Below are 13,378 nucleotides of genomic sequence, written 5' to 3' on the forward strand. Positions count from 1 at the left end.
ACGAAAGGCTTTGTTCTTTAAAGTCTGCATGGACATTTCTTGCCCCAAAAAGACTAGAGATATTTTGCTATTTTTTAGCTTAAATACAACCTAACAGCTATGCACTTACTTGCACCCTACAAGGACAGAGTTTTTCATGCGGTTAGGATAAAACATTAAATTTTAAGGGCTTATTTTACCATAGAAAATACGCCTTGTTGGTGCTTAATCACTTGCAATAAATTCCCCTTTTTGAACATGTTACACACCACAATGGGGAGTTTATTGTCTTTAGCTAAAGAAATCGCTGTGTCGTCCATCACTTCAATATCCCCTATCAAGGCATCGTTATAGCTTAAAGTGTCTAATTTTTTAGCGTCTTTAAACTTGTTAGGATCTTTATCATAAATGCCATCCACTTTAGTCGCTTTAATGATTAGATCCGATCCAATTTCAATCGCCCTTAAAGTGGCGGCTGTATCGGTAGTGAAAAACGGGTTTCCCGTGCCTGCACCAAAAATCACCACCCTACCCTTTTCTAAATGCCTGATCGCTTTTCTGTAAATATAACTTTCACAAATCTCTTTAATTTCAATCGCGCTCTGGACTCTTGTGTCTAATCCAATATGCTCTAAAGCTTCTTGCATCGCTACTGCATTGATCACAGTGGCTAACATGCCCATATAATCCCCACTCGTGCGCCTGATGATCCCCCCTTGAGCCGCGCTAACCCCCCTAATGATATTGCCTCCACCAATCACAATACCCACTTCAATATCGTTTTCCACTAAACTTCTGATCTCTTTAGCGATATGATCTAACACATGAATGTCAATCCCAAACTGGTTGTCCCCAGCTAACGCTTCCCCAGAAAATTTCACCAAAACCCGTTTGTTTTTTATCTTTGCTTGCATGATCCCTTCTTAATCAATTAATAAAACTTGCGATTGTAACCTAATCTTGCTTAAAAACGCTTAGGCTTTTGAATGCGTTTGAATAACAATTCACGATAGAACGCTTTCAAGCCCAATCGCTCTTTTTTGCCTAAAGTATAGTAAATTTTTTTTAAGTAGCTCAGAATGTCTTGGCGTTTCAAGTTGGTTTTCAAGCTCGCTTCCTTAAGGATATAGTAAGGGATTTTTGTTTTTTTGTGTTTGAACGCTAAAGACAAGCGCTTGTAAAAATCCTTGTTTTGATAATAACACAAACGCCCAAAAACAAAGGGTAAGCGTTTTTTTTCATACCAAAGAGCGGCTAAATCTATAAAATCTTTTTTAGGGTTGGAATAATAAAATTGCAGCGCTTTATTGCCGATTAAAACTTCGCCCTTTAACTCCAACACTTGAGAAAGGGCGTTTGAAGAAGCGCTCTCTTTGTCAAAAGCGTTTTTTGTATCTACAACCAGCACGCTCAAAACTTCCTTATAAGCCACAATGCCTAAAGAATAAGGATGAAGCGCGAATGAATAGCCAGCGATAGAAGAAATAAAGCCTGCATCAATACGCCTGAATAAAAAACTTTGATTGAGTTTGGAGGGGTAGGTTTTTTTAAGCCGTAAAAATTGCTTGAAATGACAAGGGGTGGGGTAGGATTTGATAAACGCATCAAAAGGGAGCATGTTCAAATAGTCAATTTTACCAAAACGCACTTAAAATCCTTTTTTGTATCGCATGGTAGCTAAAGTTTCTTACAACTTAACTAAAAGTAAAAAGAGTTTTGTTATCATGGAGTAGTTTGTAATGCATTAGTGAGTAACGCCATTTAAAAAGGAGAAATTTAATGAAAGATTTTTTAGAAGATTACAAAAAAAGCGTTTTAGAAAGAGAAAGTGAGGGCATTCCGCCACTCCCTTTAAACGCTAAACAAGTGGAAGCGGTCGTTGAGATTTTGATGAAGGATCCCGCAAACGCCGCTTTTGCTAAAGAATTACTCATTCACAGAGTGAGCCCTGGGGTTGATGAGGGGGCGAAAGTCAAAGCGGAATTTTTAGCCAAATTATCTCAAAAAAAACTAGAATGCACGTGCATTAGCGCTTTAGAAGCGACCACTCTTTTGGGCACGATGCTTGGAGGGTATAATGTAGAGCCTTTGATTATGGGTTTAGAAAGCCAAGATAAAGAAATCGCTAAAGAGAGCGCAAAAGCTTTAAAAACCACTCTTTTAGTTTATGGATCGTTTGATAAAATCGCCACAATGAGTAAAACTAACGCTTTGGCTAAAGAAGTGCTAGAGTCTTGGGCGAATGCAGAATGGTTTTTGAATAAAGAGCCTTTGAATGAGTGCATTGAAGCATGCGTGTTTAAAATTGATGGCGAAACCAATACCGATGATTTAAGCCCAGCGAGCGATGCTTTCACACGAAGCGATATTCCTTTGCACGCTAAAGCCATGTTAAAAAACCGGATTGAAAATTACGAACAACGCATAAAAGCCATTAAAACTAAAGGCGTTCCTGTGGCGTATGTGGGCGATGTGGTAGGCACAGGAAGCTCTAGAAAAAGCGCGACAAACTCTATCATGTGGCATTTTGGTAAGGACATTCCTTTCGTGCCTAATAAAAGGAGTGGGGGCATTGTGATTGGGGGGGTGATCGCTCCGATTTTCTTTGCGACTTGTGAAGATAGCGGGGCGTTACCCATTGTGGCTGATGTTAAAGACTTAAAAGAGGGCGATTTGATTAAAATCTACCCTTATAAAGGCGAAATCACGCTGAATGATAAAGTGGTTAGCACCTTTAAGCTAGAGCCTGAAACCTTATTAGATGAAGTCAGGGCTTCTGGGCGTATCCCTTTAATCATTGGTAGGGGTTTGACTAACAAAGCGCGTAAATTCTTAGGGCTTGGCGAATCGGAAGCGTTTAAAAAGCCATCAGCTCCTAAAAGCGACGCTAAAGGCTACACTTTAGCCCAAAAAATTGTAGGCCGTGCTTGTGGGGTAGAGGGGATTTTGCCTGGCTCTTATTGCGAGCCAAAGGTTACCACTGTAGGCAGTCAAGACACCACAGGGGCGATGACTAGAGATGAGGTTAAAGAATTAGCGAGCTTGAAATTTGATGCGCCTTTTGTGTTGCAGAGTTTTTGCCATACCGCCGCTTACCCAAAACCCAGCGATGTGAGTTTACATGCGACTTTACCGAGCTTTATCACTCAAAGAGGGGGCGTGGCACTGCATCCAGGCGATGGCGTGATCCACACATGGCTTAATCGCATGGGATTGCCTGACACTTTAGGCACAGGGGGGGATAGCCACACTCGTTTCCCTCTAGGGATTAGTTTCCCTGCAGGGAGTGGGCTAGTCGCTTTTGCGGCGGTTACAGGCACGATGCCCTTGAACATGCCAGAATCGGTGTTGGTGCGTTTTAAAGGGGAAATGAACCCTGGGATCACCTTGAGGGATTTAGTGAATGCGATCCCTTATTATGCGATTAAAAAAGGGTTACTCACGGTGGAGAAAAAAGGCAAAATCAATGTCTTTAACGGCCGTATTTTAGAGATTGAAGGCTTGCCTAATATTAAAATGGAGCAGGCTTTTGAATTGAGCGATGCAAGCGCCGAAAGGAGCGCGGCTGCTTGCGTGGTACGTTTGAATAAAGAGCCAATGATTGAATACTTGAAATCCAATATCAAGCTGATTGATGAGATGATTGCAAGCGGTTATGAAGATAAAGAGACTTTGAAAAAACGCAGAGATGCGATGCAAGCTTGGGTGGATAAGCCGGTGCTATTAGAGCCAGATAGTAACGCCCAATACGCCGCTGTCATTGAAATTGATGTAACAGAAATCACTGAGCCTATTTTGGCTTGCCCCAACGATCCTGATGATGTCGCCACTTTGAGCGAAGTTTTAGCGGATACGACCGGCAAAAGGCCTCACGCTATTGATGAAGTGTTTATTGGCTCTTGCATGACAAATATCGGGCATTTTAGAGCCTTTGGCGAAATCGTTAAAAACGCTCCCCCCAGTCAAGCGCGCCTTTGGGTAGTGCCACCCAGTAAAATGGACGAACAAGAGCTGATTAATGAGGGCTATTATGCGATTTTTGGAGCTGCCGGGGCAAGGACTGAAGTCCCGGGTTGCAGCTTGTGCATGGGCAATCAAGCGAGGGTTAGGGATAATGCGGTCGTCTTTTCCACTTCCACGCGCAATTTTGATAATCGTATGGGTAGAGGGGCTAAAGTGTATTTAGGCAGCGCAGAGCTTGGGGCGGTGTGCGCTTTACTAGGGAGAATCCCCACTAAAGAAGAATACATGAATTTAGTGAGCGAAAAGCTAGAGGGTCAAAAGGACAAGATCTATCGCTACATGAACTTTAACTTGATGGAAAAATTCAAGCTCTAGTTTGTTTTCCATTAAAAGGGGTGATCCCTTTGGCTGTGGCTGAGCAGAAAGAATAAAAAGGAGAGTGGCAATGAAAAAAATCGTTGTGAGTTGGTGTGTAGCGTTGGTTTTTTTAAGTGCGGATCCAGTGCAAGCCAATAAGGTGATCAGTAATGCGGATTTGATTAAAGAAATAAGGGACTTGAAAAAAATAATCAGCACGCAAAGCACTGAGATCAACAATTTAAGAAGAGTGCAAGAAGTCTTATCCGGGCAATTAGGGAGCATGCATGCGGATATATTAACCACCAAAGATTATTGCATTAGCTTAAGGCCTTATATCTATAATTGGCGCTAGGGGATAATCAAAGCATGAAAATGCACGCAATTTAACCCTTTGATGGTTAAAAAATTAAAGTTAAAGAGGGTTTAATCCTCGCTCTGTGTCCCTATAATAGGGGTTTTATAGGGTTTAGGATCATTTTTTACTGAGATCTTGTGCGTCTTAGAAAAATTCTCTTGAGTTTTGTAGGGGTAAAATCAGTCCCCTTGTTAGGGTTAAATTATTCTATAATAATAAAATTTTAGAAAATTCATTTTAAAGATATTAGAAAATGCCATACGCCTTAAGAAAAAGATTTTTCAAACGCTTTATATTGGTTGTTTCGGTTGTTTCCACTTTTTGCGCAATAAGCTTGAACGCTAAAAGCTATTTGTTTTCCCCCTTGCCCCCAGCGCACCAGCAAATCATTAAGACAGAGCCTTGCTCTTTGGAATGCTTGAAAGACTTGATGCTGCAAAATCAAATCTTTTCTTTTGTGTCTCAATACGATGATAACAATCAAGATAATAGCCTAAAAACTTATTATCAAGACATTTTAAACAAACTCAACCCCGTATTCATCGCTTCTCAAAACCCCACTAAAGAAAGCTATGAGCCTAAGATTGAATTAGCGATTTTACTGCCTAAAGGGGTTGTGGGCCGTTATGCGATTTCGGTGATGAACACCCTTTTAGCGTATTTGAACACCAGAGACAATGATTTTAATATCCAAGTCTTTGACAGCGATGAAGAAACCCCTGAAAAATTAGAGCAAACTTATAAGGAAATTGAAAAAGAAAAATTCCCTTTTGTGATAGCCTTATTGACTAAAGAGGGCGTGGAAAATTTGCTCCAAAACACGACGATTAGCATCCCTACTTATGTGCCTACGGTGAATAAAACGCAATTAGAAAATCATGCCGAGCGTTCTTTAAGCGAGCGCTTGTATTTTGGAGGGATTGATTATAAAGAGCAATTAAGCATGCTCACAGCTTTTATTAGCCCTAATTCGCCCGTGATTGAATACGATGATGATGGTTTGATAGGCGAGCGTTTGAGGCAAATCACGGAGTCTTTAAACATTGAAGTCAAACACCAACAAAATATTTCTTATAAGCAAGCCACGAGCTTTTCTAAAAATTTTAGAAAAAATGATGCGTTTTTTAAAAATTCCATCTTGATTTTAAACACCCCCACCACTAAAAGCGGTCTGATCCTTTCTCAAATAGGGCTTTTAGAATATAAGCCCTTTAAAATCCTTTCCACGCAAATCAATTTCAACCCTTCTTTGCTTTTGCTCACCCAGCCTAAAGACAGAAAAGATTTATTCATTGTCAATGCCTTGCAAAATAGCGACGCCAACCTCATAGAATACGCTTCTTTATTAGAAAGTGATTTAAAGCATGACTGGGTGAATTATTCCAGCGTGATAGGGCTAGAGATGTTTTTAAACATACTGGATCCGCATTTTAAAAAGTCTTTTCAAGAGAGTTTAGAAGACAATCAAGTCCATTACCACAATCAAATTTATCAGGCTTTAGGGTATTCGTTTGAATTGATGCAAACCAACAAAGAATAAAATCTTAATATTTTTATTTTTAATAAGATTTTAAGAAAGATAGGCTTATGATACGATTGAAAATTAAACAAAGGTTCATTCTGTGTTAAAATTTCAAAAATTACCTCTAATGGTTGTTTCTATTCTTTACACTCAAAGCCCTTTATTGGCTTTTGATTATAAGTTTAGTGGGGTAGCGGAATCTTTTTCTAAAGTGGGGTTTAACCATTCCAAACTCAATTCTAAAGAAGGGATTTTCCCTACAGCGACTTTTGTAACCGCTACGATCAAACTTCAAGTGGATTCCAACTTGCTCCCTAAAAACATTGAAAAACACAGCTTAAAAATAGGCGTTGGGGGGATTTTAGGAGCGCTTGCATACGATTCTACCAAAACCTTAATTGATCAATCCACGCACCAAATCTATGGCTCAGAGCTTTATTATTATATAGGGCGCTGGTGGGGGTTTTTAGGCAACGCTCCTTGGAAAGACTCCATCATAGAATCTGACGCTCACACCCGTAATTATGTGCTGTATAATTCCTATTTGTTTTATTCTTATGGCGATAAATTCCACCTAAAGCTAGGGTGCTACCTTTCTAACATGGATTTTATGAGTTCCTACACACAGGGTTTTGAACTGGATTATAAAATCAACTCTAAAATAGCGTTAAAATGGTTCAGCTCTTTTGGGAGGGCTTTGGCTTTTGGGCAATGGATACGAGATTGGTATGCCCCTATTGTCACTGAAGATGGCAGAAAAGAAGTTGATGATGGCATCCATGCTGTGCAAGTCTATTTTTCTAGTAAGCATGTTCAAGCCACGCCCTTTTTTTATTTTTCACCTAAGATTTACGGAGCGCCCGGGATTAAAATCCATATTGACAGCAACCCTAAATTCAAAGGCTTAGGGTTACGATCTCAAACCCTTATCAATGTGATTTTCCCTATTTATGCTAAAGATTTATACGATGTGTATTGGCGTAACTCTAAAATCGGCGAGTGGGGCTCTTCGCTTCTTATCCACCAACGCTTTGACTACAACGAATTTAACTTTGGCTTTGGTTATTATCAAAATTTTGGCAACGCTAACGCAAGGATTGGCTGGTATGGTAACCCACTCCCTTTTAATATAAGAAATAACAGCGTTTATGGTGGGGTTTTTAGTAACGCCATTACCGCAGACGCTGTTTCTGGGTATGTCTTTGGTGGGGGGGGTGTATAGAGGGTTTTTATGGGGGATTTTAGGCAGATACACTTATGCCACTAGAGCGAGCGAAAGATCCATTAACTTGAACTTGGGCTATAAATGGGGTTCTTTTGCTAGAGTTGATGTGGATTTAGAATACTATGTGGTCAGCATGCACAACGGCTATAAACTAGACTATCTCACCGGCCCTTTCAACAAAGCCTTCAAGGCTGATGCACAAGACAGGAGTAACCTTATGGTTAGCGTGAAATTCTTTTTTTAAACCCTATCAATTAGGTTTGGTAGAATTGAGCCATTGTTTTTGGAAATCAATGGCTTTTCTCAATTCGGTTTCTAGTTGGGCTAAAACATCTTTTAAGGGCTTAACATCAATCAAATTGTCTTGCTTGAAAGAATCTAGCTGTTTGTCAATTTGCAAAGCGGCATCTAGAGCGTCTTGGGGGAATACCGGATCACCTAAAGCCTTTTTAACCGCTTCGCCGATTTCAATCGTTTCAGAACCTTGATGATCTTTTAAGTTAGGATTATTTTCTTTGTCCTTAGGCTTAGGCTCTAAAATCAAGCGCAAATGTTTGATTTTTTCATGCAAATCGCTAAGATCTTTTAAGTGATCGGTATTTCGCCCCCTATCCACCGCTTTTTCTAAAAGCTTATCGCTCAGGCTCACTAACTGATCGCTTAATTTGACGCTGTTAGCTTGAGCTTCTGTCACTTCATCAATATCAATCGCTGCTAAAGCGCTCACAAAATAAAAGGGCAACGCCCACTTTCTAAAACGAGAGAAAAACTTCTGCATTTACCTTCCTTAAATACGCTATATGATACTTTTTTCTAATTTGGTGGAGCTGTGGGGAATCGAACCCCAGTCCAAAAATCTTGTCCTAAACACAAACTTCTACATGCTTAGAAAATTGATTAGCTTTTTAGCCTTAAAACTAGCTTTGGTCCAACTTTCTAAAACCTTAAGATAGTTTCAAGAGTTCTTAATCTTAGTTTAAAAGGCGAACCACCTTTTAAAAGCGTCTAGCTTAAGGTTATGGAGTGATTAAAACGCTAGAAATTCTAATCAGTCCAGCTCCAAAAGGAGATTAACTCACGCAGCTTTAGCGTAAGCTGGAGCGTAATCTGTGTTGTTTACAGTTATTTTTGTTGCTGTTTTACAAGTAGCACTTGACATGCTATCTGCGCGACAAGAAATTTGTCGAAATCCAAGATCAGCCCCATAATTTTCAAAAGCTTGGTTATTCTAACTAATTTTTATTAATGAATCGCTAAAATCATTGGCGCACGATGTCAATATTTTCATCTTTAGGCTTAAAGACAAAGATTTCAGTAGGGATTTTGGGGTTAATTTCTACTTGAGAAAAAGTGATCGTTACAAGATTGTTCATTTCATCTTTAAATTCCAACGAAAAAGGCTTGCCGTCTTTAAACACCAAACGATAAGTGGTTTTATTGATCATCGTTTTAAAAGAGCCGTCATCTTGCTTTTTCAATCGCTTAAGAATGGTGAAAAAATCCGTCTTGTCTTTCAAGGGCGTAATGGTCGCTTGAAACAAGTTAGGCTCATAAATCACCACTTCTTTATCGTTCATGTAAATTTCTTTTTTTAAAGGTTTTTCATAAACCCATAAAGCCCAATTAGGGGCTTTAGCCTTTAAAACCCCATGATAAACTAAAGGCTTTTCATTTTTTAAAACCTGTTTGAAATGCGCGCTAAAACTTTCTAAATGGCTCAAAACCTCTTCTTCTTTAGAAACAATCAAAGGATCTTTAGCGTGAGCAACACCCATAAAAATCAAAACCATCACAATCTTTAAAAAAGCTTTCATCAATCAAACCTTAAAATAATATCCTGTTCCAATAAAACTCTCTATTTTACAAGACTTTTATTTTATCCATGCTAAAATGGGGCTAAAAACTAACGCTTTATTATATTAAAATATTGAAGCACTCTTAATAAGGTTATTACTACTATGATAAAAGCAATCATTGGAAAAATCATTGGCACTAGAAACGATCGCTGGATCAAACAATACAAGAAAAAAGTCCTAGCTATCAATGCATTAGAGTCTACTTATGAAAAAATGAGCGATGCTGAGCTGCAAAACGCTTTTGAAGAGTTAAAAAAGCGCGTGCGATCCGCAGAAAAAGATTTGCAAAAAAAAACCCTTTTAGAAGTCTTACCAGAAAGTTTTGCCATCACTAGAGAAGCGAGCAAAAGAGTCTTAAACATGCGCCATTTTGATGTGCAACTCATTGGGGGCATGGTTTTAAATGACGGCAAAATCGCTGAAATGAAAACCGGCGAGGGAAAAACTTTAGTCGCTACTTTAGCGGTGGCTTTGAATGCAATGAAGGGCGAAAGCGTGTATGTGGTAACCGTTAATGATTACCTAGCGCATAGGGACTCTAAAGAAATGGAGCCTTTATATCATTTCTTAGGTTATAGCGTAGGCACGATCACGGCGAGCGTGCGAGACGATGATGAACGCTTAGAAATTTATTCTAAAGACATTGTTTATGGCACTAATAATGAATTTGGCTTTGATTATCTAAGGGATAACATGAAATATTCTTTAGAGCATAAGGTGCAAAAATCGCATGCGTTTGCCATTGTTGATGAAGTGGATTCTATTTTAATTGATGAAGCGAGAACCCCCCTAATCATTTCAGGGCCTGTGGATAGGCGCATGGAAAATTATAATAAGGCTGATGAAGTCGCTAAAAGCATGCAAGTGGAAACCGATTTCACGATCGATGAAAAAAACCGCGCGATTTTGATCACTGAAGAGGGGATTAAAAAAGCCGAAAACCTTTTTGGAGTGGATAATTTATACAAGATTGAAAACGCTGCCTTATCGCACCATTTAGATCAAGCCTTGAAAGCGAATTATCTCTTTTTTATTGATAAAGATTATATTGTAGCCAATAATGAAGTGGTGATTGTGGATGAATTTACCGGCCGTTTGTCTGAGGGGAGGCGCTTTAGTGAGGGCTTGCATCAAGCTTTAGAGGCTAAAGAGGGCGTGAGCATTAAAGAAGAGAGCCAGACTTTAGCGGATATTACTTTCCAAAATTATTTCAGGATGTTTTCTAAACTTTCTGGAATGACAGGCACGGCTCAAACCGAAGCCACAGAATTTTTAGAAATTTATAATTTAGAAGTGGTGTCTATCCCCACTAATCTAGCGATCAAACGAAAAGATTTGAACGATTTAATCTATAAAAGCGAAAAAGAAAAATTTGATGCAGTGATTCTTAAGATTAAGGAATTGCACGATAAGGGTCAGCCCGTTTTAGTCGGCACGGCCAGCATTGAAAAGAGTGAAACCTTGCATGCTTTACTCAAAAAAGAGCGCATCCCTCACACCGTTTTAAACGCCAAACAACACACCAAAGAAGCTGAAATCATCAAAGACGCCGGGCTTAAAGGGGCGGTTACGATTGCAACTAACATGGCCGGAAGAGGCGTTGATATTAAGCTCACCGATGAGATTAAAGAGCTTGGGGGGCTGTATATCATTGGCACTGAAAGGCATGAGAGCCGCAGGATTGACAACCAATTAAGGGGGCGAAGCGGAAGACAAGGCGATCCGGGAACAAGCCAATTTTATTTGAGTTTAGAAGACAATTTGTTGCGTATTTTTGGGAGCGACAGGATTAAGGGGGTGATGGAAAAATTAGGGCTTAAAGATGGCGAACACATTGAATCCAAGCTTGTAACAAGGGCGGTGGAAAACGCGCAAAAAAAAGTGGAGAACTTGCATTTTGAAAGCCGTAAGCATTTGTTAGAATACGATGATGTCGCTAATGAGCAACGAAAAAGCGTGTATAAGTTTAGAGATGAATTACTAGATGTCAATTACAATATTGGCGCTAAAATCGCTGAAAACAGAGAATACGCGCTCAATCAAATCTTTTCTAAACTCAAAGCTTTTGACCATCAAAATTTATCTAAAGAGGAACTTTTAGGGCTTAAAAATATCTTAAAAGAAGATTTTAACACCAACATTGAGCTAGAAAATTTAGAACAAGCCGACTCTATTGAAAATTTTGTCGCAGAAAAACTCAAAAACGATTATGAAAACAAAATGAAAGCTTTAGACAGCGAACAAAGAAGCCGGATCGAACGCATTGTGTATTTGCAGATTTTAGATAACGCATGGCGAGAGCACCTTTACACGATGGATAACCTCAAAACTGGCATTAATTTAAGAGGCTATAACCAAAAAGACCCTCTCGTAGAATACAAAAAAGAGAGTTACAACCTTTTCTTAGAACTCATTGAAGACATTAAAATGGAAGCGATCAAAACCTTTTCTAAGATCCAGTTTGAAAACGAGCAGGATTCTAGCGATGCAGAGCGTTATTTGGACAATTTTAGCGAAGAAAGAGAGCATGAGAGCGTAACTTACCGCCATGAAGAGGCTTTAGATGAAGACTTGAATGTGGCCATGAAAGCTTTTTCTAAAACCCCTAAAAGAAACGAGCCTTGCCCTTGCGGGAGCGGTAAAAAATATAAAGATTGTTGCGCTAAAAGCGGGCCTAAAAAGGGCTTGTTTGCCAAATAGATCCTTAATCTTTTTCCTTATCGAGCGTTATTTGCGTTTTGATAAAAGCCAGCCTTTCATTAGCATCACCGCTTTGTTGGCTTTCTTTGGCGTGGCGGTTGGTGTGATGGTTTTAATTGTGGCTATGGCGATCATGAACGGCATGAGTAAGGAATTTGAAAAAAAGCTTTTTGTGATGAATTACCCCTTAACGCTCTATACCACAAGCCCTTATGGGATTAGCGAAGGGGTGGTTCAAGCCTTAGAAAAAGAATTCCCTAACTTGCTTTTTAGCCCCTATTTGCAAACCCAAAGTTTGATTAAAAGCGCGCATTCTATGAATGGTGGGGTTGTGTTTGGGGTTGATTTTTCTAAAGAAAGACGCATCAATGAAGTTTTAAACGACGCTTTAAAAAATATAGATGAAAAAGAACTTATCAAAAACCCTTTTAGTTTGATTATAGGGAAAAGCTTGAGGTATAGCTTGAATTTGGATCTCAACCAAAAAGCCGATTTGTTTTTCACTGAATTAGAGCCAACAGGCCTGACCCTCTCCCCTATCATGAAACGCTTTGTCATCAAAGGCGGTTTTGATTCAGGATTAAAATCTTATGACATGAGCTACATGTACACTAACATTCAAGCCTTAAGCGCGATCAGAAGATTGCCTTTAGGGCTTTATGATGGGGTGCATGTCTATTCTAAAACGCCTATGAAGGATATTGAAAATATCCGCAACACCCTTAAAACAATCAACCACCATGGCATAGGCATTGAAGGGTGGTGGCAACAAAACGGGAATTTTTTCTCAGCAATGGAGTTAGAAAAAAGAGCGTTATTCATTGTGCTAATGCTCATTATTTTAATGGCGTCTTTGAATATTATCAGCTCGCTTTTAATGGTGGTGATGAACCGGCGTAAAGAAATCGCCCTGCTCTTTAGCATGGGAAGCAGTCAAAAAGAAATCCAAAAAACCTTTTTTATTTGGGGAATATCATTGGTTTGGGCGGCGTGATCCTTGGGGTGGTTTTAGCGTTTGTGAGCATGTATCTTTTGAGCGTGTTCCCTATCATTTCGCTCCCAGAAGACGTTTATGGCATCAATACCTTGCCTTTAGATTTGTCTTTAATGGATTTTCTCCTCACTTTAATAGGATCGGTGGTTATCGTAGCCCTTTCTTCTTATTACCCGTCTAAAAAAGCTTCTCATATTGACGCTTTGAGCGTGTTAAGGAATGAATAAATTAAAAAAATAAATAATATTGAGATTAAATAAGGCTTTTAAGTTTCCATATTTGACTAACAGAGGCAAATTTTATCCTTAAAATTAAAAAAAAAACCATAATATTATGCTAGTATTAACGCACGACTTAGTTAAGGGTTAACTTTGTAAGTCGGACTTCGTAGCAAAAAGGATGAAAGATGAACAGACTGATTAGA

At 39.2% G+C, this 13,378-nt stretch carries 8 protein-coding genes, 1 other RNA gene and 2 pseudogenes; 6 read left to right on the plus strand and 5 right to left on the minus strand.

Going from position 1 to position 13,378, the window contains the following annotated elements; translation table 11 throughout:
- Positions 1-170: 170 nt before the first annotated feature.
- Positions 171-893, minus strand: a complete 723-nt coding sequence (gene pyrH, locus AA977_RS03575; RefSeq protein WP_001148063.1) for a UMP kinase — start codon at positions 891-893, stop codon at positions 171-173.
- 50 nt (positions 894-943) lie between these two features.
- Positions 944-1,627, minus strand: coding sequence for an MqnA/MqnD/SBP family protein (locus AA977_RS03580; RefSeq protein ID WP_064434616.1), 684 nt, complete (start codon positions 1,625-1,627; stop codon positions 944-946).
- Positions 1,628-1,758: 131 nt separating this feature from the next.
- Here AA977_RS03580 and acnB point away from each other — a divergent pair, with 131 nt between their 5' ends.
- The 4 genes and pseudogenes from acnB (at position 1,759) to AA977_RS03600 (ending at position 7,648) form a co-directional block, all read left to right on the plus strand.
- Positions 1,759-4,317, plus strand: coding sequence for a bifunctional aconitate hydratase 2/2-methylisocitrate dehydratase (acnB, locus tag AA977_RS03585; RefSeq protein WP_064434617.1), 2,559 nt, complete (start codon positions 1,759-1,761; stop codon positions 4,315-4,317).
- 70 nt (positions 4,318-4,387) lie between these two features.
- Entirely contained in the window at positions 4,388-4,654 is a 267-nt protein-coding gene (locus AA977_RS03590) for a hypothetical protein (RefSeq protein ID WP_064434618.1), read from the plus strand.
- Between the two features lie 256 nt (positions 4,655-4,910).
- Positions 4,911-6,197 carry a DDE transposase gene (locus AA977_RS03595; RefSeq protein ID WP_064434619.1) on the plus strand — a complete coding sequence of 429 codons (1,287 nt, stop codon included), beginning with the start codon at positions 4,911-4,913 and terminating at the stop codon, positions 6,195-6,197.
- An 82-nt stretch (positions 6,198-6,279) separates the two neighbouring features.
- A pseudogene (locus AA977_RS03600) lies at positions 6,280-7,648 on the plus strand (outer membrane family protein).
- A gap of 6 nt (positions 7,649-7,654) precedes the next feature.
- Here the strand turns inward: AA977_RS03600 and AA977_RS03605 are convergent.
- The 3 genes from AA977_RS03605 to lolA form a co-directional block, all read right to left on the minus strand.
- A complete protein-coding gene (locus AA977_RS03605; protein ID WP_064434620.1) occupies positions 7,655-8,182 on the minus strand; it encodes a hypothetical protein in 528 nt (175 codons plus the stop codon).
- A gap of 41 nt (positions 8,183-8,223) precedes the next feature.
- Positions 8,224-8,608, minus strand: a transfer-messenger RNA (tmRNA) gene (ssrA, locus tag AA977_RS03610).
- 55 nt (positions 8,609-8,663) lie between these two features.
- Entirely contained in the window at positions 8,664-9,218 is a 555-nt protein-coding gene (lolA, locus tag AA977_RS03615; RefSeq protein ID WP_064434621.1) for a LolA-like outer membrane lipoprotein chaperone, read from the minus strand.
- Between the two features lie 144 nt (positions 9,219-9,362).
- Between lolA and secA the strand changes: the two genes are divergently transcribed.
- Together secA and AA977_RS03625 are read left to right on the plus strand one after the other, a co-directional pair.
- Positions 9,363-11,960, plus strand: coding sequence for a preprotein translocase subunit SecA (secA, locus tag AA977_RS03620; protein WP_064434622.1), 2,598 nt, complete (start codon positions 9,363-9,365; stop codon positions 11,958-11,960).
- Positions 11,950-13,181 (plus strand): annotated as a pseudogene (locus tag AA977_RS03625) (FtsX-like permease family protein). Before secA ends, AA977_RS03625 begins: the two are co-directional and overlap by 11 nt.
- Positions 13,182-13,378: the final 197 nt, after the last annotated feature.

The sequence above is a fragment of the Helicobacter pylori genome, from assembly GCF_001653455.1.
GTDB classification, from domain to species: domain Bacteria; phylum Campylobacterota; class Campylobacteria; order Campylobacterales; family Helicobacteraceae; genus Helicobacter; species Helicobacter pylori_A.